This is a genomic window from Pseudomonas helleri, from assembly GCF_001043025.1.
Taxonomy (GTDB): Bacteria; Pseudomonadota; Gammaproteobacteria; order Pseudomonadales; family Pseudomonadaceae; genus Aquipseudomonas; species Aquipseudomonas helleri.
The window spans coordinates 298,658-323,938 of the sequence record NZ_JYLD01000006.1; the positions used below are offsets into that span (position 1 = coordinate 298,658).

23 protein-coding genes are annotated in these 25,281 nt (G+C 58.7%); 15 read left to right on the forward strand and 8 right to left on the reverse strand.

The annotated features are described in order from the left end of the window. The first annotated feature begins 3 nt into the window (after window positions 1–3). From TU84_RS12365 to lpdA, 3 genes are read left to right on the forward strand one after another with little or no spacing between them, the layout of a single operon-like run. Window positions 4–1,059, forward strand: coding sequence for an alpha-ketoacid dehydrogenase subunit beta (locus tag TU84_RS12365; protein WP_048369354.1), 1,056 nt, complete (start codon window positions 4–6; stop codon window positions 1,057–1,059). Further along, the gene (locus tag TU84_RS12370) at window positions 1,060–2,346 is read left to right on the forward strand and encodes a dihydrolipoamide acetyltransferase family protein (protein ID WP_048369355.1); all 1,287 of its coding nucleotides are present in this window, start codon (window positions 1,060–1,062) and stop codon (window positions 2,344–2,346) included. Window positions 2,347–2,348: 2 nt separating this feature from the next. Further along, on the forward strand, window positions 2,349–3,737 hold the full coding sequence (gene lpdA, locus TU84_RS12375; RefSeq protein ID WP_048369356.1) for a dihydrolipoyl dehydrogenase: 1,389 nt from the start codon (window positions 2,349–2,351) through the stop codon (window positions 3,735–3,737). A gap of 81 nt (window positions 3,738–3,818) precedes the next feature. Here the strand turns inward: lpdA and TU84_RS12380 are convergent, their stop codons facing one another. Continuing rightward, entirely contained in the window at window positions 3,819–5,492 is a 1,674-nt protein-coding gene (locus tag TU84_RS12380; protein ID WP_241486407.1) for an ABC1 kinase family protein, read from the reverse strand. Between the two features lie 155 nt (window positions 5,493–5,647). On the opposite strand from TU84_RS12380, the gene TU84_RS12385 reads away from it, so the two are divergent. Beyond that, window positions 5,648–7,033, forward strand: a complete 1,386-nt coding sequence (locus tag TU84_RS12385) for a nucleobase:cation symporter-2 family protein (protein ID WP_048369358.1) — start codon at window positions 5,648–5,650, stop codon at window positions 7,031–7,033. Window positions 7,034–7,186: 153 nt separating this feature from the next. Beyond that, a complete protein-coding gene (locus tag TU84_RS12390) occupies window positions 7,187–7,447 on the forward strand; it encodes a helix-turn-helix domain-containing protein (protein ID WP_048369359.1) in 261 nt (86 codons plus the stop codon). A 10-nt stretch (window positions 7,448–7,457) separates the two neighbouring features. Here TU84_RS12390 and TU84_RS12395 read toward each other — a convergent pair whose 3' ends face one another. Genes TU84_RS12395 through TU84_RS12415 form a run of 5 tightly spaced genes read right to left on the reverse strand, consistent with a single transcriptional unit; the run spans window position 7,458 to window position 11,892 of the window. After that, complete coding sequence (locus tag TU84_RS12395) at window positions 7,458–8,225, reverse strand: ABC transporter permease (protein WP_048369360.1); 768 nt, start codon at window positions 8,223–8,225, stop codon at window positions 7,458–7,460. Beyond that, window positions 8,222–9,421: an ABC transporter substrate-binding protein gene (locus tag TU84_RS12400; RefSeq protein WP_048369361.1), complete on the reverse strand. Its 1,200-nt coding sequence runs from the start codon at window positions 9,419–9,421 to the stop codon at window positions 8,222–8,224. The genes TU84_RS12395 and TU84_RS12400 overlap by 4 nt, the downstream gene beginning before the upstream one ends. Continuing rightward, on the reverse strand, window positions 9,387–10,235 hold the full coding sequence (locus TU84_RS12405; RefSeq protein WP_048369362.1) for an ABC transporter ATP-binding protein: 849 nt from the start codon (window positions 10,233–10,235) through the stop codon (window positions 9,387–9,389). The genes TU84_RS12400 and TU84_RS12405 overlap by 35 nt, the downstream gene beginning before the upstream one ends. After that, window positions 10,232–11,302, reverse strand: a complete 1,071-nt coding sequence (locus TU84_RS12410; RefSeq protein WP_048369363.1) for an acyl-CoA dehydrogenase family protein — start codon at window positions 11,300–11,302, stop codon at window positions 10,232–10,234. Before TU84_RS12410 ends, TU84_RS12405 begins: the two co-directional genes overlap by 4 nt. 32 nt (window positions 11,303–11,334) lie before the next feature. Next, window positions 11,335–11,892 carry a carboxymuconolactone decarboxylase family protein gene (locus tag TU84_RS12415; RefSeq protein WP_048369364.1) on the reverse strand — a complete coding sequence of 186 codons (558 nt, stop codon included), beginning with the start codon at window positions 11,890–11,892 and terminating at the stop codon, window positions 11,335–11,337. 101 nt (window positions 11,893–11,993) lie between these two features. Between TU84_RS12415 and TU84_RS12420 the strand changes: the two genes are divergently transcribed. The 3 genes from TU84_RS12420 (at window position 11,994) to TU84_RS12430 (ending at window position 14,279) form a co-directional block, all read left to right on the forward strand. Beyond that, window positions 11,994–12,905: an AraC family transcriptional regulator gene (locus TU84_RS12420; RefSeq protein ID WP_048369365.1), complete on the forward strand. Its 912-nt coding sequence runs from the start codon at window positions 11,994–11,996 to the stop codon at window positions 12,903–12,905. 58 nt (window positions 12,906–12,963) lie between these two features. Continuing rightward, window positions 12,964–13,302, forward strand: coding sequence for a DUF6388 family protein (locus TU84_RS12425; protein ID WP_048369366.1), 339 nt, complete (start codon window positions 12,964–12,966; stop codon window positions 13,300–13,302). Between the two features lie 485 nt (window positions 13,303–13,787). Then, a complete protein-coding gene (locus TU84_RS12430; RefSeq protein WP_048369399.1) occupies window positions 13,788–14,279 on the forward strand; it encodes a hypothetical protein in 492 nt (163 codons plus the stop codon). A gap of 64 nt (window positions 14,280–14,343) precedes the next feature. On the opposite strand, the gene TU84_RS12435 is transcribed toward TU84_RS12430, so the two are convergent. After that, the gene (locus TU84_RS12435) at window positions 14,344–15,675 is read right to left on the reverse strand and encodes an aminotransferase-like domain-containing protein (RefSeq protein ID WP_048369367.1); all 1,332 of its coding nucleotides are present in this window, start codon (window positions 15,673–15,675) and stop codon (window positions 14,344–14,346) included. Between the two features lie 98 nt (window positions 15,676–15,773). Here TU84_RS12435 and TU84_RS12440 point away from each other — a divergent pair, with 98 nt between their 5' ends. Together TU84_RS12440 and TU84_RS12445 are read left to right on the forward strand one after the other, a co-directional pair. Beyond that, window positions 15,774–16,685, forward strand: coding sequence for a DMT family transporter (locus tag TU84_RS12440; RefSeq protein WP_048369368.1), 912 nt, complete (start codon window positions 15,774–15,776; stop codon window positions 16,683–16,685). Between the two features lie 291 nt (window positions 16,686–16,976). Next, the gene (locus tag TU84_RS12445) at window positions 16,977–17,783 is read left to right on the forward strand and encodes a lipopolysaccharide biosynthesis protein (protein ID WP_048369400.1); all 807 of its coding nucleotides are present in this window, start codon (window positions 16,977–16,979) and stop codon (window positions 17,781–17,783) included. A gap of 5 nt (window positions 17,784–17,788) precedes the next feature. On the opposite strand, the gene TU84_RS12450 is transcribed toward TU84_RS12445, so the two are convergent. Beyond that, window positions 17,789–18,325 carry a tetratricopeptide repeat protein gene (locus TU84_RS12450; protein WP_048369369.1) on the reverse strand — a complete coding sequence of 179 codons (537 nt, stop codon included), beginning with the start codon at window positions 18,323–18,325 and terminating at the stop codon, window positions 17,789–17,791. Window positions 18,326–18,572: 247 nt separating this feature from the next. Here TU84_RS12450 and TU84_RS12455 point away from each other — a divergent pair, with 247 nt between their 5' ends. The 5 genes from TU84_RS12455 (at window position 18,573) to cyoD (ending at window position 25,006) form a co-directional block, all read left to right on the forward strand. Next, window positions 18,573–20,846, forward strand: a complete 2,274-nt coding sequence (locus tag TU84_RS12455) for an FdhF/YdeP family oxidoreductase (RefSeq protein ID WP_048369370.1) — start codon at window positions 18,573–18,575, stop codon at window positions 20,844–20,846. Window positions 20,847–20,977: 131 nt separating this feature from the next. After that, on the forward strand, window positions 20,978–21,922 hold the full coding sequence (locus TU84_RS12460; RefSeq protein WP_048369371.1) for a COX aromatic rich motif-containing protein: 945 nt from the start codon (window positions 20,978–20,980) through the stop codon (window positions 21,920–21,922). 11 nt (window positions 21,923–21,933) lie between these two features. Further along, a complete protein-coding gene (locus TU84_RS12465) occupies window positions 21,934–24,045 on the forward strand; it encodes a cbb3-type cytochrome c oxidase subunit I (RefSeq protein ID WP_409348704.1) in 2,112 nt (703 codons plus the stop codon). Beyond that, the gene (locus TU84_RS12470; protein WP_048369372.1) at window positions 24,042–24,674 is read left to right on the forward strand and encodes a cytochrome c oxidase subunit 3; all 633 of its coding nucleotides are present in this window, start codon (window positions 24,042–24,044) and stop codon (window positions 24,672–24,674) included. The genes TU84_RS12465 and TU84_RS12470 overlap by 4 nt, the downstream gene beginning before the upstream one ends. Then, a complete protein-coding gene (gene cyoD, locus TU84_RS12475) occupies window positions 24,671–25,006 on the forward strand; it encodes a cytochrome o ubiquinol oxidase subunit IV (protein WP_048369373.1) in 336 nt (111 codons plus the stop codon). Before TU84_RS12470 ends, cyoD begins: the two co-directional genes overlap by 4 nt. The last annotated feature ends 275 nt before the right edge of the window (window positions 25,007–25,281 follow it).

A 25,281-nucleotide genomic window follows, 5' to 3' on the forward strand; every position in this document is an offset into this window, starting at 1 on the left:
CAGATGAACGACAACAATAAAATTCAGATGGAGAACGCCGTGAGTATCAGCACCATGACGATGATCCAGGCCCTGCGCTCGGCCATGGATGTCATGCTTGAGCGCGATGACAACGTGGTGGTGTTCGGCCAGGACGTCGGCTACTTCGGCGGCGTGTTCCGCTGCACCGAAGGCTTGCAGGCCAAGTACGGTAGCTCGCGGGTGTTTGACGCACCGATCTCGGAAAGCGGCATTGTCGGTGCAGCCGTGGGCATGGGTGCCTACGGCTTGCGCCCGGTGGCTGAAATCCAGTTTGCCGACTACTTCTACCCGGCTTCTGACCAGATCGTCTCTGAAGCGGCGCGCTTGCGCTATCGCTCGGCGGGCGAGTTCATCGCCCCCATGACCCTGCGCATGCCCTGCGGCGGCGGCATTTACGGCGGCCAGACCCACAGCCAAAGCCCCGAAGCGATGTTCACCCAGGTTTGCGGCCTGCGCACCGTCATGCCGTCCAATCCGTATGACGCCAAGGGTTTGCTGATTGCCGCCATCGAAAACGATGACCCGGTGATTTTTCTTGAGCCGAAACGCCTGTACAACGGCCCGTTCGATGGCCACCACGAGCGCCCGGTCACGCCGTGGTCCAAACACTCCGCCAGCGCCGTGCCGGATGGCTACTACACCGTGCCGCTGGACTGCGCCGCCATCGTGCGCCCTGGCACCGAAGTCACCATCCTGACCTACGGCACCACCGTCTACGTGGCCCAGGCCGCAGCCGAAGAAACCGGCATCGACGCTGAAGTCATCGACCTGCGCAGCCTGTGGCCGCTGGACCTGGATGCAATTGTTACCTCCGTGAAGAAAACCCGTCGTTGCGTCGTCGTGCACGAAGCCACACGCACCTGCGGCTTTGGCGCCGAGCTGATTGCGCTGGTTCAAGAGCACTGCTTCCACTATCTGGAAGCACCGATTGAACGCGTAACCGGCTGGGACACGCCCTACCCGCATGCGCAAGAGTGGGCCTACTTCCCCGGCCCGGCGCGAGTGGGTGCGGCTTTGCAACGGGTCATGGAGGTTTAAATGGGTACGCACGTTATCAAGATGCCGGACATTGGCGAAGGCATTGCGCAAGTTGAGCTGGTGGAATGGTTTGTCAAAGTCGGTGACCTGGTCAGCGAAGATCAGGTGGTGGCCGACGTCATGACCGACAAAGCCACCGTGGACATTCCGAGCCCTGTGGCCGGCCGTGTACTGGCGCTGGGCGGACAGCCCGGCGAGGTCATGGCGGTGGGCAGTGAACTGATCCGCATTGAAGTCGAAGGCGCGGGCAACCTGCGTGAAGACGCCGCGCCCGCCCCCGCAGTAGCCGCCGAAGCACCAGCAGCCGCGCCCAAAGCTCCGGCGCAGGCCCGGGTTGAAGTGGCAGCGGTGTCGGTGGCGGCGGTCAAAACTGCGCCAACCCCGCGAGCGGCTCCTGTAGCCCGCGAAGCCAATGAGCGCCCGCTGGCCTCCCCGGCTGTACGAAAACGCGCATGGGACGCCGGGATTGAACTGCGTTTCGTGCAAGGCAGCGGGCCTGCGGGTCGCGTGCTGCATGACGACCTTGATGCCTACCTGGCACAGGACACCAGCACCAGCGCTGCACCTGCCAGCGGCTACGCCATGCGCACGGATGAACAGCACATCCCGGTGATCGGCCTGCGTCGCAAGATCGCGCAGCGCATGCAAGATGCCAAACGCCGCGCCGCGCACTTCAGCTACGTTGAAGAAATCGACGTGACCGCACTCGAAGAGTTGCGCGCCCAGCTCAATCAGAAATGGGGCGAAACCCGCGGCAAGCTGACCTTGCTGCCATTTTTGATGCGGGCCATGGTTGTGGCCTTGCGCGACTTCCCGCAGATCAACGTCCGCTATGACGACGAAGCGCAAATCATCACCCGCTTTGGCGCCGCCCACATTGGCGTGGCCGCGCAGAGCGATGGCGGCTTGATGGTGCCGGTAGTTCGCCACGCAGAAAGCCTGAATTTGTGGGCTGCCGCCGATGAAATCGCCCGTCTGGCCAATGCCGTGCGCACTGGCAAGGCGACCCGCGAAGAACTGTCCGGCTCGACCATTACCCTCACCAGCCTCGGCGCGCTGGGCGGCATTGCCAGCACCCCGGTGGTCAACCTGCCGGAAGTCGCCATTATTGGCGTCAACCGCATCGTCGAGCGCCCGGTTGTGGTCAAAGGCCAGATCGTGATCCGCAAAATGATGAACCTCTCCAGCTCTTTCGATCATCGCGTGGTCGACGGCATGGACGCGGCGCAATTTATCCAGGCCATGCGTGGCTTGCTCGAACAACCTGCCAGCCTGTTTCTGGAGTGACTATGCAACCCACTCATCACACTACGTTGCTGATTATCGGCGGCGGTCCTGGCGGCTATGTGGCAGCGATCCGCGCCGGTCAGCTAGGTATTCCAACGGTCTTGATCGAAGGCCAGTCGCTGGGCGGTACCTGCCTTAATGTCGGCTGTATCCCGTCCAAGGCGCTGATCCACGTGGCCGAACAGTTCCACACCACGCAGCGCTACAGCACTAACCAGTCGCCTTTGGGCATCAAGACCCAAGCTGCGACCCTGGATATCAACCAGAGCGTGCAATGGAAAAACGGCATTGTTGATCGCCTGACCACCGGTGTTGGCGCGTTGCTGAAAAAGCACGGGGTCAAGGTCATTCATGGCTGGGCCAACATCCTTGATGGCAAAGCCGTGGAAGTCGACGGGCAGCGCATCGAGTGCGAGCACCTGTTGCTGGCCACCGGCTCGCAGACCGTGGATTTGCCAATACTGCCGATTGGCGGGGCCATTATTTCGTCCACCGAAGCGCTAAACCCTGCCGCGATCCCCAAACGCTTGACTGTGGTGGGCGCGGGTTATATCGGTCTGGAACTGGGCATCGCCTACCGCAAACTGGGCGCAGAAGTGACAGTGGTCGAGGCCCGTGAGCGGATCTTGCCGACCTATGACAAAGACCTGACATTGCCGGTGGCTGAATCGCTCAAAGCGCTGGGCATTACTCTGTACCTTGAGCACAGCGTTGAAGGCTTCCAGGCCAGCAGCAAAACCCTGTCGATGCGCAATCGCATGGGCGAAAGCCAAACCCTGGAAACCGATCAGGTGCTGGTCGCCGTCGGTCGCCGCCCGCGCACCCAGGGCTTCAACCTGGAAACCCTGGCGCTGGCCATGAACGGCTCGGCAATTCGCGTCGACAACCGTTGCCACACCAGCATGCGCAACGTCTGGGCCATCGGCGACCTCACCGGCGAACCGATGCTCGCGCACCGGGCCATGGCGCAAGGTGAAATGGTGGCCGAGATCATTGCAGGCAAACAGCGTGAGTTCAGCCCGGCAGCCATTGCGGCGGTGTGCTTTACCGACCCGGAAATAGTCGTGGTGGGCAAGAACCCGGCAGACGCTGAAGCGGCAGGGCTGGACTTTATCAGCGCCAGCTTCCCGTTCAGCGCCAACGGCCGGGCCATGACCCTGGAATCCAAAGCCGGTTTCGTGCGCGTAGTCGCGCGGCGTGACAATCATTTGATTGTTGGCTGGCAAGCCGTGGGCGCCGGGGTTTCCGAGCTGTCGACCGCCTTTGCCCAGTCGTTGGAAATGGGCGCTTGCCTGGAAGACATCGCCGGCACCATCCACGCTCACCCGACCTTGGGCGAAGCCGTGCAAGAAGCCGCCCTGCGCGCCTTGGGGCATGCGTTGCATTTGTAACAGCCTCTTGTAGGAGCGAGCTTGTCTCGCGATCTTTTAAACGGTCAAAAGATCGCGAGGCAAGCTCGCTCCTACAGATCATTACGGGCTTTTAAACAGGCTCCATAGAAACGCCAGCAAACCTCCCAATGTGGCAATCCCGGCCAACCATCCCACCGCTGACAAGCCTTGCCAAACGGGCCCGGCCGCGGCTATTTGCGGGCCAAAAGCAATCAGCAGCGCGCTGATCAACAACGCCAGTGACAGACGGGTCGAGGCTAACCGCAGCGAGCGCTCCAGGCGTTCCAGCCCCGGCATATCGACCTTGAGGTCGACCACACCGTGCTTGAGCCGATGCACCATCAAGCGAGTCAGTTTGGGCAAATCCGCCAACACCCCGCGCCCCAGGTGCACCCCCTCAATGCCCAGACGCTTGGCGGCTTTCCAGTCAAATTGCTCACGCAGCATCATCTCTACTGCAGGCCTGGCCGTGGCCACCAGATCAAGCTCCGGATCCAGCTGTGTCAACACGCCATCCGCCGTAATCAGCGCTTTAAACAGCACCAGCAAATCCGCGGGCAGCGGCAAGCGGTATTCACGGATCAACTCAAGAAAGTCGGTGATCAAGGCGCTCATTTTCAGAGGCCCGCCCTTTTGTCTCGACATGTATTCACGGGCCGCCTGCTCGATCAGCGACAGGTCTTGCACCCGCTCGCCACTCCAGTCGATCAAGACGCTCACCAATACCTCGATGCTGCCTTCGGTCAAAGCCCGCATAAAGTTCATGACTTCAAGCCGACGGCGTTCATCAAGACGCCCCACCATGCCGAAGTCGATAAACCCCACGCGGTTCTCACTCATTGCCCGCAAGTTGCCGGGATGCGGATCACCATGAAACAGGCCATCTTCGAGCAACATTTTGATAAATGCCTGCGCTCCGCGTTTGGCCAGCAGGCTTGGGTCCAGCCCCTGCTCTATCAATGCCGCACGGGTCAGCGGGGTAAAGCTGGGCAAAAAAGCCTGAACCAATAAGCGCTGACTGCTGAACGCCCAATAAATAGTCGGGATGACGATGTGCGGGGTCTGCGCAAAATTCTGCGCCACGCTGTCGCAGTTTTGCCCCTCTTGAGTGAAGTCCAGTTCTTCGAGCATCGCCCTGGCCAACTGCCGAACCATCTGGCGCGGTTGATACAGCGCCAGCGCATCATTTTGCTCAATCAACTGCGCGAGGCTTTCCAGCAACTGCAAATCGGCGGTCATTTGTTGGCGCAAGCCGGGCCGCTGTACTTTGACCACCACCGCCTCACCCGTGAGCAACCGCGCGCGATAGACCTGAGCCATCGATGCCGCCGCCAAAGGCTGTGTGTCAAATTCGGCAAACGCCTGCTCCAGCTCACAGCCCAGATCTTCCAACACTTGGGCTTCAAGCTCACACCAGGGCAAGGTCGACGCCTGACTGTGCAAGGCTTGCAGTTCTTCAACCCACGCAGGCGGCAGGATGTCACTGCGGCTGGCGAGTATCTGCCCGCACTTGATAAACGTCGGCCCCAACGTTTCCAGGGCCATGCGAACCCGCTGCGGGGTAGTAGCGGGCAGCGAGTCGCCGGGTTCGGCCTTCACCTCGGCGAGCAAGCGCCCCAGCCCCAGGCGAATCAAGACGTCCTGCGCGCCAAAGCGCACCAGGGTCGCCACAATGTGCTGCAGCCGGCGGTGGTGTTTCAAGGCGGTCCAGGTGGGTTCAAGCATCAAGTCACGTCCCTTTAAAAGTGCTGCCATGTGCCCTTCGGGCCTTTAACTGCGACCACAGCACGGCCTAATCATTCGATTGATTTAAGTTCGCTTGAGTCCGGAGCGAAAGCCTGTGCAAGCAAACACTGGGCGTGGTGGCCTAACACCAGTAGAATCGCGCTCTTTTTTCCAGGGCGCTCGCCATGACCTCTCCCAAAACCCCGCATGAAGCCGAGTCCCAGACCAGCGAACTGGTCTTTGGCCTCGAAGACCGCCCCAAGCCGTGGATCGGCTTTCTGGCCGCGCTGCAACATCTGTTGGCCATCATCGTGCCAATCGTTACCCCCGGCCTGCTGATCTGTCAGGCGCTCGGGGTGTCGAGCCGCGACACCAACTTGATTGTCTCCATGTCGCTGGTGATTTCCGGCATCGCGACCTTTGTGCAATGCAAACGCTTCGGACCCTTTGGCGCCGGTTTGCTGATTGTTCAGGGCACCAGCTTCAACTTTGTCGGCCCGCTGATTGCCGGTGGCGCGTTGATGGTCAAGCAAGGCACCCCGGTCGAGGGCGTGATGGCCGCGATTTTCGGTGTGGTAATTGCCGGGTCGTTCGTCGAAATGGGCATCTCGCGGGTCTTGCCATTTGTTAAACGCATGATCACCCCGCTGGTCACCGGTATCGTGGTGCTGATGATTGGTCTGACGCTGATTAAAGTCGGCCTGATCAGCATGGGCGGCGGTTTTAGCGCCATGGCCAATGGCACCTTCGCCAACGGTGAAAACCTGATGCTGTCCGGCGTGGTGCTGGCCATTATCGTTATCCTCAACCGTATCCCGCTGGTGTGGATGCGCAGTTGCGCCATCGTCATCGCTTTGGCGGTGGGCTACGCGCTGGCGGGTTATCTGGGCCGTCTGGACTTCACCGGCATGCATCAGGCCGAAGTGTTCCAGGTGCCGGTGCCGCTGCACTTTGGCCTGGGGTTCTCGTGGGCATTGTTTATCCCGATGCTGGTGATTTACCTGGTGACGTCGCTGGAAGCGATTGGCGACGTGACCGCCACCAGCAAAATATCGCGCCAGCCAGTTGAAGGTCCGGTGTGGATGCAGCGCATCAAGGGCGGCGTGCTGGTCAACGGCGCCAACTCGTTGCTGGCCGGTGTGTTCAACACCTTCCCAAGCTCAATCTTTGCGCAAAACAACGGCGTGATTCAGCTCACCGGGATTGCCAGCCGCCATGTCGGTGTATGGATTGCCGGCATGTTGATCCTGCTGGGCTTGTTCCCAAGCGTGGCCGGGGCCATCCAGGCCGTACCGGAACCGGTACTGGGCGGCGCGGCCATGGTGATGTTCGGTGCGGTGGCCGCGTCGGGGATCAATATCCTGGCGAGCATTCAACTGGACCGTCGCGCACTGCTGATTATTGCCGTGTCGCTGGCCTTGGGCCTGGGCGTGTCGCAAGTGCCTGAGTTCCTGGCCCATATGCCAGCAGCCTTGCGCAATGTGCTGGAGTCCGGGGTCGCCACAGGCGGTATTTGTGCCTTGCTCTTGAACTGGTTCCTGCCAGAAACAGAAGCCAGACCAGCCGTCTGATACCCCGCCGTGCAGGATTGCTCAGCAGTAATCCTGCATGGAGTTGGCAAATATCCTACTTGTTAGTAGGCATTTACAGCTCCTACCCTTTCCCTATTTCATTGCTTGAATTACTCTTTTTTGTGACCCCTCTGGCTTTCACGGGCTGCATCTATGAGTACATACGGATCACGCTTAAAACAGGAACGTCTACGCCTGAAGCTGACGCAAGAACTTTTCGCCGACGCTGGCGGGGTTGGGCGTTACGCACAAGGCTGTTATGAGCGGGACCTGAGCATGCCTCGCGCCGATTATCTGGCCGCCATCACCTTGATCGGCGTGGATGTGCTGTACGTCATCACCGGCCGTCGCACCGTGCACAGACCGCACCCCTTCAGTGGCTCAGTACACAAAGGCTCTATGACCGAACACTAGGTGCAACGGCTCAGGCATGCACCCAGCGCCGGTGCAGGCTGCGCGCGCAAGCATCCAGGGCAAAACCCAGCACACCGATCAGCACCACCATGGCCATCAGTTCGGAGTAAGCCAAGCGGTCACGCGTGTCGAGAATGAAGTAACCCAAACCGGCACTCACACCAAGCATTTCGCACGGCACCAGCACGATCCACAAGATCCCTATCGACAACCGCACCCCGGTCAAAACATGCCCAAGAACCCCCGGCAGAATGACCCGGCGTAGGGTTTCCCATCGCGTGGCACTCAGACTTCGGCTCAGTTGCAGCCACCTCGGGTCCAGTTGCCGAACACCGGCGATGGTATTGAGCAAAATCGGCCACACGGCGGCAAACGTCAGCAAAAAGTAGATCGGCTGATCGCCCACGCCCATCAGCATCACCACCACCGGCATCCACGACAGCGGCGAGATCATCCGTAAAAACTGAAACGCTGGCGTGGTGGCCGCTTCGAGGTTGCGCGAGCCGCCAATCAACAAGCCCAGTGGCACGCCGATCAACAGGGCCATCAGCAAGCTGATCAGAATGCGCTTTACGCTCACCCAGACGTTGTCATAGAGCTGTGCACTGCCGAGCAAGTCAAACAGGCTGGCAAAGGTGGCCTGTGGCGAGAAACGCGCCGACAGCCCCTGCGCGCTGCCGAACAGCTCAATGCCCAGCCACCACAGCAGCAACAGGCTCAACAGCCCGGCGACGCCGAGCAGCCATTGGCGTGCAAGTGAAGGTGCTTGGGTTTTCAAAAGCCGAACTCCTCGGTGCGCTCAAAACTATCGGGCAGGCCGAAAGTTTTCAGGCCACCGACGCTGGCAATGCTGTTTTTGACGAAACGGTCGTCCACCAGGTCCTTTGCCACCTGTTTAGGGTCAAGGTCTGCGAGAAAACCGTTATCGCCCTGAATCAGCGTGTGTTTGAGGCGCGTGACCAGCTCTTCGGTGTAGCTCGGGAAAGGATAAGGCTGGAAGTCGATGCGCTGTTCATCCCAGTTCGCGTGCCGGATCGCACCGTCATGTTCATAGCCCGTGCGCTCCGTGGCCGCTGGGGACAGCACCCGTTGCAACACTTGCGAGCTGTGCGGGGTGTAGCGATTTTCGCCGTCTTTGGCCAACAGTTTGGCGGCCTGCTCACGGTTGTCGCGGGTCCAGACTTGCGCTTTAACAATGGCATTCACGACTTTTTGCGACCACTCGGGGCGATTGTTCAAATCATGCTCGTGCATAAACACCACGCAGCAGGCGTGGTTGCGCCACATGTCCCCGGTAAAGCGCTGTACTCGCCCAACCTTGAGGTCTTCCGCCAGGGCATTGAACGGCTCTGCAACGATGTAGCCAGCGATGCGCTGGGTGGCCAGTGCTGGCGGCATGTCTGAAGGCGGCATCACCACCAGGTTGACCTCGTTCGCGGCCAACGGGCTGTTGACGGGCCGTGTCACCGGCTGCAAACCGTTTTCACGGAATAACTGCTGCACCACCACGTTGTGGATCGAGTACCAAAACGGGATTGCCACCGATTGCCCGCCCAATTGCTTGACGTCGGTAATCTGCGGCGCCACGGTCAAACCGGAGCCGCCTACATGGTTCCAGGCCACGACTTTGGCCGGTACCTTGCTGCCATAACGCGCCCACACCGTCATTGGCGACAGCAAGTGGATCACGTTGACCTGCCCCGAAATAAACGCCTCGATCACCTGTGCCCAACTGCGCAACAGCACCGGGCGCTCGGCCTTGATGCCTTCGGCTTCAAACAGGCCATTGTTATGCGCAACCAGCAGGGGCGTGGCATCGGTGATGGGCAGGTAGCCAATGCGAACGGGCGCATCCGGCTCGGCAGCCGCCCGCGCTTGCAAGCTGGCCAGCATTGGCAAAGCGCCCGCTGCGGTGAGCATGGCACTGAGTTTTAAAATGTCACGTCGAGTGTGGGTAAAGTCGTCCAGGCACATGTTCACGCTCCAGCGAGTTGGGCAAAGGGTCAATAACTGCATCGGGTTTGCGGCTTGCCCGCCGAAGGGTTTTAAGAATGTCTATGCGCAAGGCACCCAGTTCATCGATCCGCTCGTCGCGCGGCTGCGCCAGATCAATGCGCCACTGCGCCACCGTCTGCGCCGGGCTGTGACCCAGTAGCAGAATTCGGTCGCTGAGCAGCAGGGCTTCGTCAATGTCATGGGTAATCAACAATGCGGCGGTGTTGTGCCGCTCGATCACTTTGAGCAAGAGCTGTTGCATGTCGGCGCGGGTCACTTCGTCGAGCGCGCCAAACGGCTCATCGAGTAAAAGCACGTGGGGTTGGCGTGCCAGACACCGCGCCAATGCGACCCGCTGCGCCATGCCCCCCGACAGTTGCGCCGGGTATTGGCCGCGTGCGTGCTGCAAGCCCACCTCGGCAATGGCCTGGTCCACCCGCGCCTTGCGTTCGGCGCCGGAGACTGTCGGCTGGCTGGCGAAATCAAGGCCAAACGCGACGTTGCTTTCAAGGCTCAACCACGGCAACAGGCTAGGGTCTTGAAAGGCCACCGCCACCCGCGGATGCGGCGCGCTGAGCGGCTGGCCCAGCACGCTGACGCTACCGCCGTGGGCCGTCTGCAAACCGGCCAGCACCCGCAGCAGGCTGGACTTGCCCACCCCGCTGGGGCCCAGCACCGAGACCACTTCACCGGGCATCAATTGCAGATCAAAGCCTTCCAGCACTGACTGCCAACCCGTGTCACGGGCATAGCCCAGGGTGATCTGGCGCGCCTCAAGCACCACCGCACTCATTGCGCACTGGCCTGGCTTTGACGCTGTAACTCGGCCCGCAGCTGTACCAGGCTTGGGGTCACAATCGGCACAAAGGCCGATTCGCGCCAGCGACGCGCAAACGCGCTGCCATAGGCACTCAGGTAAGCTTTGCCGCCGCTGGCTTGCAGTTCGAATTGCACGGCACTCGCGGTGGCCTCGGCCAGGGCGATGCGGATCTTGAACAGCGCTGCCGGTTGCGTCAGAAAACGCCCGTCCAGCAGCCCGGCCTTAAGCGCTGTGACGTGGCTTTCAAGGGCCGCCCGTTGTTCTTCCAGGAGTTCGAGCAAGCCTGCGCGTGGGCCTTGCAGATGCGCTTGCGCTTCGTTAAGCGAACGCCGCGCCAGACCAATCGCCATGGCACATTGCAAGCCCAGGAAGGCCGGGCGCACGGCCGGTAAAAACACTTTGGCATTGTCGTGTAGGAGCCACTCTTCAGCCACCTGCACAGCTTGCAAATCAATGGCTGCGGTATTGCTCGACTGCAAGCCCATCAGTTGCAGGTCCGCCGAGCGCGTCAGCCCCGGCAGGGCGTCAGGGATCGCCAGCACAAACGGCGTACCGCCCTCTTCCCGATCAATCGCTGCTGCCACCACAAACCCGCTTTTGCGCAGATTGGTCACCCAGTGCAAACGGCCGTTGAGGCTCCAGCCATTAGCCTCGGCCCGCGCCTGCACTTGCAGCGCCTCGACCCCCGACAGAAACTTCATGGCATTGGACAGGCCCGTAGCACCCGCCAGTTGACCGCTCAACAAATCGGGCAGCAAGCGCTCACCCAGGGCCTTGTTCGGGCTTTGCAGGACATATTCGATAAACGCGCGCTGGCCCCAAAACACAAACGCCGAGGCCAGCGAATGACTGGCGACACTGGCCACGCTTTCTATCGCATCGACGACGGAGCCGCCGCTGCCGCCCAACGCCGGGTCAACCCCGACCCGCAGCACATTGGCGGCCGCCAGCTGTGACAGAACGGTCTGCGGGTCGCTGTGGCCCAAGTCGAGCGCCTCGGCTTCGGTCTCCAGCCAATGACTGAGTACGGGGTCGAGCATGTGGGTTTCTCCTTAAAATCGTGGCCCGCTGATTACTCAGGTTTGTTCCAGCTGTACCGCGCCAGCTCAGGGTTCAACGGGGTCCGCGCGAAGACGTTGGCAAAGTTGCACAAGGTCGCCAGGCTCACGCCCAGAATCACTTCCAGCACTTGGCCTTCGGTAAAACCGGCGGCCTTGAAGGTGGCGTAAGTGCCGTCGCTGACATCACCACGGGTGGCAATCACTTCACGGGTGAACGCCGCCAGCGCTTCCAGTCGTTCAACTGGCAGCTCGGTTTGGCCGCGCAGCGCCGTCACCACTTCGTCTGGCAGCTTTGCCTTGTTTTGCGCCACGGCGGTATGCCCTGCGACACAAAAATCGCAACCATGACGCGTGGCAGCAATCAACTGCACCACTTCACGCTCAGGCAGGGTCAGCTCAGACTTGCCGTTAAGCGCCGAAACGGTGACATAGGTTTCCAATGCCGCCGGCGCATTGGCTAGAATCCCTAGCAAGTTCGGAATAAATCCTGAGTTTTTTTGCGCGTTTTCCAGAAATGGCTTGGCGGCTTGCGGTGCGGTTTCCAGGGTATGAAGGGTGACGCGAGACATGTGGTGACTCCTGCGTAAGGTGTCTAAACAGTCTGTTGGTTATAAAAAATTCATTCCATATTCTAAAGTAGCGATTACTTGCTCCTGAGTGTTTCCATTAGATGATTTCTTCCACCCCACTAATCGATTGGTTATTAGAAAGCCTTGAGCTGGATGCCAGTCTGTTTCACGTCGGCCGTTATTGCGGCGGCTGGCACAGCAGCACCGAGGGGTTGGCCCGTGCCAGTTTCCATATGGTCGTGCAGGGCCAATGCTGGCTGCATGTCGAGGGGCAAACCACGGGCGTGCAGCTCAACGCGGGGGATGCGCTGTTTCTGCTGCAAGACTTGAAGTACCGGCTGTCCAGCGCCCAAGACCCAAGCCTGGCCGCGCAACTGCCGCGCCAGACCATGCAAGCGCTCGACAGTCAGGCGGAAGATGGCGTGGGCCTGGTCTGTGGTTTCTTCCATTTTCAGCCGGGGCTTTCGGCGCTGATCATCGAAGCCCTGCCCGCGTGGATTCTCTTGCGCGCCGACGACCCGTCGTCCCACGCAGCGCGCACGCTTTTCCAGTTGATACTGGAAGAATGTCAGCGAACACCGGGGCCATCGTCAGCCCTGCTTGAGCGCCTGAGCCACCTGCTATTTCTCTATGTCTTACGCCAGCAAGTCGGCGACAACCCGAACCTCGGGGGCTTGGTCGCTTTGGCTCGGCAGCCGCTGTTTTCGAGCTTGCTGGAGCAACTGATCGAACACCCCGAGCAGCCCTGGACACTGGAAAGCATGGCCGCCTGCACTGGCCTGTCACGCTCGGCGTTTTTTAAACGGTTTAGCGAGCAGGCCGGGCAATCACCGGGGCATGTCTTGCTGGCGCTGCGCATGCGCCATGCCTGCCGTTTGCTACAAACCGGCCACACCGTCGAGCAAGTCTGTGGTGCGGTGGGCTATCAGTCGATTGCCGCCTTCACCCGGGCATTTACCAAAGCGATCGGCGTGCAACCGGGGGCTTATCGCAAGCAGCATGAGCGACGTTGAGCGGCTTGGCCCGCGCAGTCTATGCTGTGTTTACAACCTTCATTACGTGGAGATCTGTGTGACCGAACCTGGACCTCGGCATCAAAAAGCCCTTGACCGGTTCCTGGGCGAACGCCCGGAACTGGCCACAAAACTCGACAATCTAAACCCGCTGGAAGCCCGCGCGGCGGGCCTATCCATGGAGGAATATCGTCAGGAACGCCTCAACGAAGCCTTTGAAGCGGAGGCTGAAAAACTGGGCTTTTTTGCCTGGGAACTGACCCTGCAATTGACCAGTGAAACGCCCGAAGACTTTGAAGCGCAGCGCCTTGAAGTGCACCGCGAAGTGGCGCAAATGGCAGGCATGGAATGGGCCGAGTATTGCGAGTTGTATGGCCTTGAGGTTGAGGCGCATTAAAAGTGTAGGGGCGATCTTTTGATCTTGGCTCTTTTTACGGCCGCTGCGCGCCCGGACGTAGCCTCGCAAGGCTCGTCAACTGCTACGGGGGTGTTCGCTCGCAGCCTTCGTGCCTTGTCAGCGACTACAGGGTGTACGCGATACAACCGTCTCGCGATCTTTTGATCTTGGCCCTTTTTACGGCCGCTGCGCGCCCGGACGTAGCCTCGCAAGGCTCGTCAACTGCTACGAGGGGGTGTTTGTTCGCAGCCTTCGTGCCTTGTCAGCGACTACAGGATGTAAGCGATTCAAACTGTAGGAGCGAGCTTGCCTCGCGATCTTTTGATCTGGCTCTTTTTTCGGCCGCTGCGCGCCCGGACGTAGCCTCGCAAGGCTCGTCAACTGCTACGGGGTGTACGCGACTCAGCCCATCTTCAGGGCCTGTGCTATACCCATAAGGACAAATGTTTGAACGCGGCACGCAGCCGCCACTGGAAGAGGTTCGCATGTTCAAAGGATTTGCTGGTTCTGCCAAAGATAAAAGCACGCACGCCGTCAACGACCTGCCGCCCAACAACATAGAACTGTTCGACAGCTACACCGGCTTGATTCTCGGCCGCCTGTACCGCAGTTTCCCGCTGCCCATCACCCTGAGCGCAGAAGAATTCATCGACTACAACACCCTAGAAGACAGCAACCGCCAGCTACTGAGCCAAGAAGAAAACCTGTTTCTGGCTACCGTCAAATGGCTGGCCGACGTCGGCTACATCCACTTCGACGGTATGTCAGGCGTTTCTTTTTTTGAAGTCGTCCTCACGAGCAATGGTCTGCTGATCCTTCGAGCTTTTGCCGAAGGCCAGGACGGCACCCCCACTCTCGGAGAAAAACTGGCACAGCACGTCCAGGGTGAAAACCCGCTGGAATTGAGGAGCCTGGTGACCCAAGCCTTGAATCTGGGCAGTCAGATACTCAGCCCGATGACACGCTCAGGGATTTGAACCACCAGCACAGGTCGGCCTGCCACTGAAGAGCTCAGTGGCAGCTCAAACCCCGCGCTAAACCCTACGAATATGCATCAACCACCCACTTCACTTTAGCCAGCCCCTCACGCAGTGACGCCAAGTCTACTGACCCTAACGCCAGACGAATCGCACGCGGCACATGGGTCGAGGTAGCAAATGGCTGCGCGGACGACACCGAAACGTGCTCGCGCATCAGGGCTGACACGACTTGCTCTGCGCGGGCGTCTTCAGACAAAGGCAGCCAGATAAAGTAGGAGTACGGATGACGGACAGTGCGCAACCCAGCCAGGAGTTCGTCAGCAATGTTTTGTCGGGCATGTGCGTCTTGGCGCTTTTGCACTTCCAGACGGCTTACGGTTCCATCCTCCAGCCATGCGCTAGCAAGCGAAGTCATGACGCCGGGGGTGTTCCACGCGGTCACCCGGATCACGCGCTCCAACGCCGCAATCAGGTGGGCGGGGGCGGCCATAAAGCCGACACGCAAGCCCGCAGCAACGCTTTTGGAAAGCCCTGACACGTAGATTGTCCGTTCTGGCGCCAATTCAGCGATCGGCAGCGGTGGGTTTTCGACAAGAAAGGCGTAGGCCGCGTCTTCAATAATCTGCAGGTCATGGGTGCGCGCTATGGCGACCAGTTGCTGACGCTGCTCGATGCTCATCACCCAACCCAGCGGGTTGTGCAGTGTCGGCATGCTGTAAACCGCACGGACTGAACGGCTGCAGCAGAGTTTTTCCAGCGCGTTGAGATCGGGGCCGCAGTCGGTCACCGGCATAGACAAAACTTCCAGGTGCAGGGTCTGCGCAAGCGCTTTAAACCCCGGATAGGTCAGCGCATCAACCGCCACCACATCGCCAGGTTTTAACAAGGCCATCAGCGCCACCGTCAACCCATGCTGAGCACCATTGACGATCAACACCTGTTCGGCCGGGACGTTCAAGCCGCGAGCTGACAGATGCCTCGCCACTGACGCCCGCTCGTGCAGGCGGCCGCCATGTGGCTGGTAACGCAACAACGACTCCAGATCCCCGGATAACGCCAGTTGCCGCAACGCAGTGCGAAGCATGTCGGCTTGCCCCAACGCGGACGGGTAGTTGTAGTTGAGGTCCAGCATGCCCGCCGTGACTTTCGGCTGGTCAATGCCGTGACCTGGCGGCAGCGACGTCTCCCTGACGAACGTCCCGCGCCCGGTCTCTCCGCTGACCAGCCCCATGGCCTCAAGCTCTGCATACACGCGGCTCGCCGTGACCAGCGCCAACCCTTGTCTCGCGGCCAACTGGCGGTGCGTAGGCAGGCGTGTACCTGGAGACAATCGCCCTGAGCGGATATCGGCGGCAAACGAGTCGACCAGCGACTTGTATCGGGAACGGGGCATCGGAATATGTATCCATGACAATATTTTGATTGTCATCAATCTTCGGCCGTAGCATGCGTTTAAAGCAATCCTGCCTTTAGCCTTGAGCGTGAGACCCGATGGAACGCACCTCTAATTTGCACACCCCAGCGACCGAGAAAAACCTTTCCGGCTGGATCAACGGTTTTATCGGCGTGGTCATTTTCAGCGCCTCGTTGCCCGCGACCCGCGTCGCCGTGCAAGAGTTTAATCCGGTTTTTCTGACCTTTGCCCGAGCCTCCATCGCCGGGGTGCTGGCCCTGTGCATTCTGCTGGCGCTTAAAGCCAAACGCCCGGATCGAAGCCAGCTGTTTTCACTGCTGATCGTGGCGATCGGCGTGGTGCTGGGGTTTCCATTGTTGACCGCGTTGGCCTTGCAGCATGTCACCTCAGCGCACTCCATCGTCTTCCTCGGCCTGCTGCCGCTCTCGACTGCTGCCTTTGCTGTACTGCGCGGGGGTGAACGCCCGCGCCCGGCGTTCTGGTTCTTCTCGGTTCTGGGCAGTGCACTGGTCATCGCGTTTGCCGTCTCACAAGGGCTGACCGCCTCTGCCCGAGGCGACATGCTGATGCTGTTGGCAGTCCTGATCTGCGGCCTTGGCTACGCCGAAGGCGCCAAACTGTCGCGAACCCTGGGCGGTTGGCAGGTTATTTCATGGGCACTGGTGCTCTCGCTGCCAATCATGGCAACACTGGCCTACATCGTGGCCCCCGCCTCTTTCACAGGCATCAGCCCGCCTGCGTGGTTTGGCCTGGGCTACATCTCAGTGTTCAGCATGTTAATCGGCTTTTTCTTCTGGTATCGCGGCCTGGCCCTGGGGGGTATTGCCGCCGTGGGCCAGCTTCAACTGTTGCAGCCTTTTTTCGGGCTGGCCCTGGCCGCTACTTTTCTGCATGAAACGGTGACCCTTGGCATGTTTGGCGTGACCGGCGCGGTGATTGTGTGTGTTATTGCGGCCAAGAAGTTTGCCACAACTAATAAGGCCCAGTAGTTCAACAACACCACAAGTAGCAGGCTCCAACTCAGAGAGCCTGCTATAACTCAGCAATTAAAAACATCAACTAGCAATAAGTTTTTTAAACTTACGTTAAGACAACTAACACTTCTTTACAGTTGTGAAAATCTGGTGAAATTGCGCGCGATAATTGCTTCAAAACTACCAAACTGACAGATTTTTCATGAGTGAAGTCAATATCCCACACCTATACTGGAAAAGGACTACATATGCTCTGCACATATGAGCGTAAGGTTCTTCAGTTTCTGCTCCAGAGGGTTCAAAGCCATGGGCGTTGCCAGCACCTATATTTCCACCCATTCTCCTACGCCGCTTGCACTATCGGGTTGCAAGGATATCGCTGAGGGTGCTGTATTTATCATTGCTTCGGGTGCATCAGCCAAAAACTTCCCTCTAAATGAGTTTAAACACGTACCGATGATTGTCGTAAACGGTGCGATTTCGATGTTCCTGAATACTTCAATCAGACCTTATTTCTATGTCTGCACCGACTCTGGCTTCTTCACACAGCAAAGCCGCTTATTCCACGCAGGGCTGGCACTTAGCCAGCGCGTAGTGCTGCGAGAAGATTACGTACTGCATGACATCCCCCTGCCATCCGGCGAATTCTACGCCTTGAAAAAAGCCGCTAAATCTACCTGGAGAGATTTATTCTCAGCCGAGCCTGGTAATTTGATCCGCCGCTCTAAATTCCATACAGGCAGAAACAGCAGCATAGGCTTCAGTAAAGATTTGAGTGAAGGTTATTTCGACGCCAGAACAGTGGCCTATCTTGCTTTGCAAGTTGCTTATCACGCGGGCTTCAATGAAGTATTTATGGTCGGAGTAGATTTGTGCCCTGATACAGGGCGTTTTTATGAGACGCCTCAATCAGAGAAGTCACCCTGCGTGTTGGATGAGCATATGGAATCTCGCATTCTGCCCTCCTTTGAACTGATGGCAGAAAAGGTCATGGACGCTGACTTTAGCGTTTACAACTTGTCCAGCACCTCGAAACTTCCCAGCAGCCTGATCCCCTATAAATCAATTGAAGAAGTCAGGCAATTGGTCCCCCGCAAAGTGCTAAAAATCTGATGGGTTCAAGCCGAAGTACTGGGCTCATCAGTCTCAATACTTGAATTCTGCTGCGGGTTCCCGGCAGCCACTAACAGCTCATCCCGATACTCTGTCAGCGCTCGGGTATAGGGTGCGAGCCCGTTGCCATCCCCCGTTTTTAAAGCAGCCTCCAGCATGGTAGCGAGCGCCAATTTGGTCTCACCAACGGTGTGCAAAGCCAGCGCAGTGAACGCAGCAAGCGCCGGATTGTTTGGTTGTTCAGCCCTGGCGAGCTGTAACCACTCGAGCGATTCATGCGCGCACCCTACATTCCTGAGGGTGCTGCTAAACCCGATCAAAAACTGAAATCGGTGTTCTTCAGGCACGCCAAGCGCCCAGCCCTTGCGATAGTAAACCAGGGCTTGTTCTTCATCACCCACGCGGTCACACGCATAAGCCGCTGCTATTTGCGCAGCCACTGCATTGGGGTACTGCTGCGCAAGCGGAACGGCGTGTTCATAAGCGCCGTTAAAGTCAGCGGACTGCGTCATCGTTGCAATAATGGCGAGGGTGGCTTCCATACAGGCCTGCTCCTTCAAATGGGCTGAACTTAATAACATAAACACGCCCGGTCACTCATCTGCGCAGGCTTTATAAAGGGCAGCGGCGGCATTCTTGACAGATATAGATCGCTTACCTATGGTCAATCGAACCGCTAATAACCCTATAAAAAACAGACTTATAACCGTGAGTCAGTTTGTCGGGTTGCGCCCGGATTCAGGCTCAACACCGTCGTAGAGCGTGTTTTCTGGGGTTCAAGGAGTGAACATGTCCAAGCAAGGAAAGGTCGAGGGTATTCGTGATTACACAGCGCCCGCCGGAGGATGGGGCGCGTTAAAGGCCACTGCGAATGCCATTCGCGAACAAATGGAGAATGTGCAGGCCGTCAGCACGCTCCTGAGAACCAACCAACCCGATGGGTTCGATTGCCCTGGTTGCGCTTGGCCTGACAAAAAGCACAGTTCAACTTTCGAATTTTGTGAAAACGGCGCCAAGGCTGTGACGTGGGAGGCGACCAGCAAACGTGTGACACCGGAGTTTTTTGCCGAACACACGGTCAGCGCCCTGCTCAATCGCAGCGATCACGAGCTGGAAAACTACGGGCGCCTGACCTGCCCGCTGGTGTATGACCGCGCCTCTGACACATTCAAGCCCGTGGCCTGGGACACTGCGTTTGAACGTATTGGCGAGATCCTGCGCAGCCTCGATCCCACTCAAGTTGAGTTTTATACCTCGGGTCGAGCCTCTAACGAAGCCGCTTATCTGTTCCAGTTATTTGCCCGCGGTTTGGGCTCCAACAATTTCCCCGATTGTTCCAATCTGTGCCATGAACCCACCAGTGTCGGCCTGCCGCAATCCATCGGCATTGGTAAAGGCACGGTGTCTCTTGATGATTTTGATCTGTGCGAGTTGGTCATTTCTATTGGCCATAATCCGGGCACAAATCATCCGAGGATGATGGGCACTTTGCATGAGGTGTCACGCCGCAAAGTACCGATCCTGGTGTTTAACCCTATTCGAGAACGCGCCCTGGAGACCTTTGCCGACCCGCAGAACATGGTTGAAATGGCGACCTACGGTTCAACACCGATTGCCTCCACCTACCTGAATGTCAAAGCAGGCGGTGACGTGGCAGCGGTTAAAGGGGTGATGAAAGCTGTACTGGAACTTGAGGAGCGTGTCGGCGAAGTGCTGGATCACGCGTTTATCGCGACGCATACCCAAGGTTTTGAAGCACTGAAAGCAGACTTGGTCGCGACCGAGTGGGCGCTGATCGAACGCCACAGCGGGCTCACCCGCGCAGCGCTGGAACAGGTTGCGGCGGCCTATGCCAAATCCAATGCCACCATCATTACGTACGGTATGGGCATCACCCAGCACAATGCCGGCACTGAAAACGTGCGCTCGCTGTGCAATCTGCTGATGCTGTGCGGCAACCTGGGCAAACCGGGCGCCGGCATATGCCCGTTACGCGGGCACTCCAATGTGCAGGGCAATCGCACGGTGGGCATCACGGAGAAACCCTCGGCGAGCTTTCTGCAAAAAATTGAACAGACTTTGGGTTTTAAGCCCCCTGCTGCCCCAGGCCATAACGCGGTGCAAACCATGCAAGCCATGGTTGCCGGTACCTCAAAGGCGCTGATTTGCCTCGGCGGAAATTTTGCGGTGGCGCTGCCCGACCCCGAACAATGCTTTCCGGCCATGAAACAGCTGGACCTGAGTGTGCATATCGGGACCAAGTTGAACCGCTCACATTTGCTGGTTGCAAAAGAGACCTATATTTTCCCCTGCCTGGGCCGTACAGAACTGGACCTGCAAAATGGCATCGCGCAAGCGATTACCGTTGAAGACTCGATGTCCATGGTCCACGCCTCTGCCGGTCGCTTGCCGCCCGCCTCCGAGCACCTGCGTTCAGAACCGGCGATCGTGGCCGGGATGGCAAGCGCTGCACTGCCTCATTTGTCGATTGCGTGGCCAGAACTTGTGGCCAATTACGACCTGATCCGGGACCTGATCGAAAAAACCATCCCCGGTTTCGAAGACTACAACCAGCGAATCCGTGTGCCGGGAGGCTTCAGATTGCCCTTGCCGGCTACCGAACGCATTTGGCACACGCCCTCCGGTAAAGCCGAGTTTTATGTGTACCCAGGTGTGGATGAAGACTGGGTGGTGCAAGGCGAGGATGTGCTACGGCTCATGACCTTGCGCAGCCATGACCAATACAACACCACTATTTACTCCTTGGATGACCGCTACCGGGGCGTCTTCGGCCGACGCGATGTGCTGTTCATCAGCGCGCAAGACTTGCAGGCACGCGGTCTGGCCCACGGTGATCTGGTGGACATCGAGACGGTGACCTCCGGCCGGCAGATGCGTTACGAGAAGCTGACCGCCGTGGAACACGCCATCGCGCCCGGCTCGGTGGCCGCTTACTACCCGGAAGCCAACTGTTTGATTGCCCTGGACAACATTGACCCGCAAAGCGGTATTCCGGCTTACAAATCAGTGCCGGTGCGGGTCAAACGCTCCAGCCTTAACTGACACCCTGTACCAATCATTCACCCGGCAGTCGCCTGACGAACCCTGCACTGGAGGTCATCTGAACGCATGCCTTGACTAAAGCCCCCTCAACAAAGCGCTGATCAAGTTGTAAGACTCAAGGAGATTACCGCGTGAAAGGAATCACACCCTGCGCTCTGATTGTCTCGGGCCTTCTGCTGCCCGCACTGGCGCAAGCCGCTCCATCTGCTGACACGGCGATCGCCAACGCCGGTTTTATCGACGCCGCAGGCCCGATTGCGGCCGCGCAATTTGAGCACTTCAAGACGATTATTTCGCTGATGCTCATTGTCGTCGTGCCGATATTTATCCTCGTCCCTTGGGTGCTGTGGCGTTACCGCCGCGGCGGTCGGGGCGCGTATCGGCCTGACTGGGATTTCAACTGGGGTAACGAAGCCGTTTTGTGGGGCATACCGATCATTCTGATCATTGTCCTCAGCTCGGCGCTGTGGGCGCACACGCACAAATATGACCCGTACCGCCCACTTGGCAGCGACCCGCTGGACATTGAAGTGGTCTCGCTGGACTGGAAGTTCCTGTTCATCTACCCGCAGCAAGGCATCGCCACCCTCGATTACCTGGCACTGGAGCAAGACCGCCCGGTGCGCCTCAAGCTCACCAGCGGCACGGTAATGCAGTCCTTCATGATCCCGCAACTGGCCGGGCAGATTTACACCATGGCCGGCATGACCACTCAACTGAACCTGATGGCGGACCGCGCCGGTGAGTACCGGGGGCGTAACACGCAGTACAACGGCGATGGCTTTGCCACTCAATCGTTCCCCACGGTGGTGATGCCGGCCGGGCAATTCGACGCGTGGGTCCGTGACACCCGCCAAAGCGCGCAGACACTGGACCTGAGCACTTACCAAGAACTGCTCAAACCCAGCATCGAGCATGCGCCGCGCTATTACGGCAGTGTCGAAAGCGGCTTGTTCGAGCGGGTTCTCGGCAGTTTCACCGGTGGCCATGAGCACGCCAAAGCGGCTAGCGCCCAGCCATCACCAGGGCATGAACAGCATCTTCAACACACCAGCACAAAAGGGGCAGAACAGTGAGTTGGGAGACTATTTTCGGGCAACTTAGCTGGGACTCACTGGTGTTTGCCGGCGCCATCAAGCACCCCTCAACCAGCGAATTCGTGGCGTCCGGTGCGGGCAGCATTGTGATCCTCGGCGCGATCGGTGTGGTGGTTTTGCTGACCGTCATGCATTGGTGGAAGCCGCTATGGCGGGACTGGCTGACCAGTGTCGACCACAAAAAAATCGGCATCATGTACATCGTCATCGCCCTGGTCATGTTCTTGCGGGCCTTGATCGAAGCGGGTGTGATGCGTTCTCAGCAACTCGCGGCCGCCGATGGCGCGGGTTATCTCTCGGCTGATCACTTTGGCCAGCTGTTTACCACCCACGGCACGATCATGATTTTTTTCGTGGCCATGCCATTTATCACCGGCCTGATGAATTACGTGATGCCCCTGCAGATCGGCGCACGCGATGTCAGCTTCCCGCTGCTGAATGCGATTTCGTTGATGCTGACGGCGGCAGGCGCGGGTTTGATCATGGTCTCGCTGGTTGTCGGCGAGTTCTCAACGGGCGGCTGGAGTGGCTACCCGCCCTACACCGGCATTGAGTTCAGCCCCGGTGAAGGCGTGGATTACTGGATCTGGTCAGTCACCCTGGCATCAATCGGCTCAACCCTGACCGGGCTCAACTTTGCCGTGACCCTGTACAAACAGCGTTGCCCTGGCATGTCGATGTTTCGCATGCCGCTGTTCTGCTGGACCACGCTGTGCACCTCGATTTTGATGATCTTCGCCATGGCGCCGCTCACCGTCGCGACGATCATGCTGGCGCTGGATCGCTACCTCGGTTTCCACTTCTTCACCAACGGTGACGGCGGAAACATGATGAACTTTGCCAACCTCTTCTGGCTGTTCGGGCACCCGGAGGTCTACATCCTGTTGCTGCCGGCCCTGGGCGTGTGGTCTGAGGTGGTCTCGACGTTTGTCGGCAAACGGATCTACGGCTACACCTCGCTCGTCTACGCCACCATGTGCATCGCGGTACTCTCGTTCGGCGTGTGGCTGCATCACTTTTTCACCATGGGCCAAAGTGCCAACGTCAATGCTATTTTCGGTATTGCCACGATGATCATCGGCATTCCGACCGGGGTTAAGGTGTACGACTGGATCCTGACCATGTACCGCGGGCGGATCCGTATCACCACGCCGATGCTGTTTCACATCAACTTTCTGCTGACCTTTGTCCTCGGCGGCATGACCGGCATTCTGCTGGCCAACCCCACGGTCGACTTTCAGGTGCATAACTCGCTGTTTTTGATCGCGCACTTCCACAACATGATCATTCCGGGCGTTTTGTTTGGCATGTTTGCCGCCGTGCAGTACTGGTTCCCGAAAGCCTTTGGCTTCCGCTTGCACGAGGGCTGGGGCAAAGCGGCGTTTTGGTCAATGGCACCCGGCTTTTTGCTGGCGTTCTTCCCGCTCTACTGGCTCGGCATGAATGGCGCGCCACGGCGCACCGTGATGTGGTCCGACCCGTCGTTCACCCCCTGGTTTGCACTGGCCATGCTCGGCGCCGCATTGCTGCTGCTCGGTACGGTGTTCTTGCTGGTGCAGATCGCCGTGTCGATCCGCCAGCGCCGCCAACTCACGGTGCTGCTGGGCGATCCGTGGGACGGGCGTTCGCTGGAGTGGTCGATCCCCTCCCCTCCACCGGCGTGGAATTTCTCGGTCATCCCTCACGTCGACGGCCGCGACGCCTTTACCGAAGCCAAAAAAACCGGTCAGGCCTATCGCTCGCCCGCGGCCTACAGCGACATCGAAGTCCCGCGCAACTCCATGGCGGCGCCATTGATCGGCGTCTTCAGCTTCACCCTGGCGTTTGGCCTCGTATGGCATATCTGGTGGCTGGTGGTGTTCTCGTTTGTCGCCGCTTGGGCTGTGGTGATCGCACGTTCGTTTGTCTCACAGACAACCGAGATCATTCCGGCCAGCCGCGTCGAAGCGGAACACGAAGCCTTTTTGGCTGCCGTACGGGCCACGCCCGGCGTGACCCGCGACCTGGAAATGAGCCCGAAAAACCGGGGCAAGGCCGCCCCGGACAGAATCGGGCAGCCCGGCCAAAAACTCCCTGATGACGTGTTGGAGTCAGCCCTATGAATGCGCCCCACTCTCTGCACCCCGGGGTGAACCTGGACGTGACACACCGCGAGAGCCACGCCAAAGCCTCAGAAGTCATCTTCGGGTTCTGGATTTTCCTGATGAGCGACCTGGTGCTGTTTGCCGCGCTCTTTGCCACCTATGCCGCCATGAGCAGCCAAGGCATCGCCCATGGCCCGACGCCTGCCGAGGTCTTTGACCTGGGCTCGGCCTTTATCGAAACGCTCTTGCTGCTGTTGTCCAGCTTCACCTTTGGCTTCGCCATTTTGGCCATGAAATACAGCACCAGCCGCACCCGCCTGCTGGGCTGGTTGGGTCTTACCGCCGTGCTTGGCGCGGCTTTTGTGGCGTTCGAACTCCACGACTATTACGTGATGATCGAAACCCACGATGCGTGGCCGCAAACCAGTGGGTTTCTGTCCGCCTACTACTTATTGACCGGCACCCACGCCGTGCACGTGTCGGCCGGCATCCTCTGGATGATCGTGCTGGCGGTGCAAGTGATGACGCTGGGGGTCAATACACCGGTCAAACTGCGGCTTTTACGCCTCGCTTTGTTTTGGCACATGCTCGACATCGTCTGGGTCGGGATCTTCACCTTCGTCTACCTGTTCGGAGTCGCCACATGAACCCAGAAACCTCATCGAGCAACACTGTGCAGGCGCAACCGGGCAACGAGCAGCGCAGCTATTGCATCGGCCTCGTGTTGGCCTTGGTCCTGACCCTGATCGCCTTCGGCCTGGTCTGGCTCAAGGTCGTTACAGGCACCCAGGCCCTGGCGGTATTGGGCTTCCTGGCGTTGGTGCAAGTGGTGGTGCACTTGCGCTTTTTCTTGCACATCGACTTGGGCAAATCTCACCGCGATGACCTGATGCTCATACTATTTACATCGTTGATCTTGCTGTTGATCGTTGCAGGAACGATCTGGATTTTGTGGGACCAACATGCGCGCATGATGTAAAAGCGCAGACGCAAAAAAAGGGTGACCGGTTAAGGTCACCCTTTTTTTTTGTTCGATGTAAGGCTCAAACACCTGCGCGGCGTAAGCCGACTCAATAAATCAGAGTGATTGATCCCAGTTAGTCATCAAAAAACTGAACACAGCAAAGGCAATAAAAATAATTAAAAACACATGCTTTTTTTGAACCCGGTTTTTCATACCGCTCCCCTTTTGGTCTATTTCTGTCTTTTATAACCGACTGACGCCAGACAGTCATCGCCAGTCGCAGGAAACCA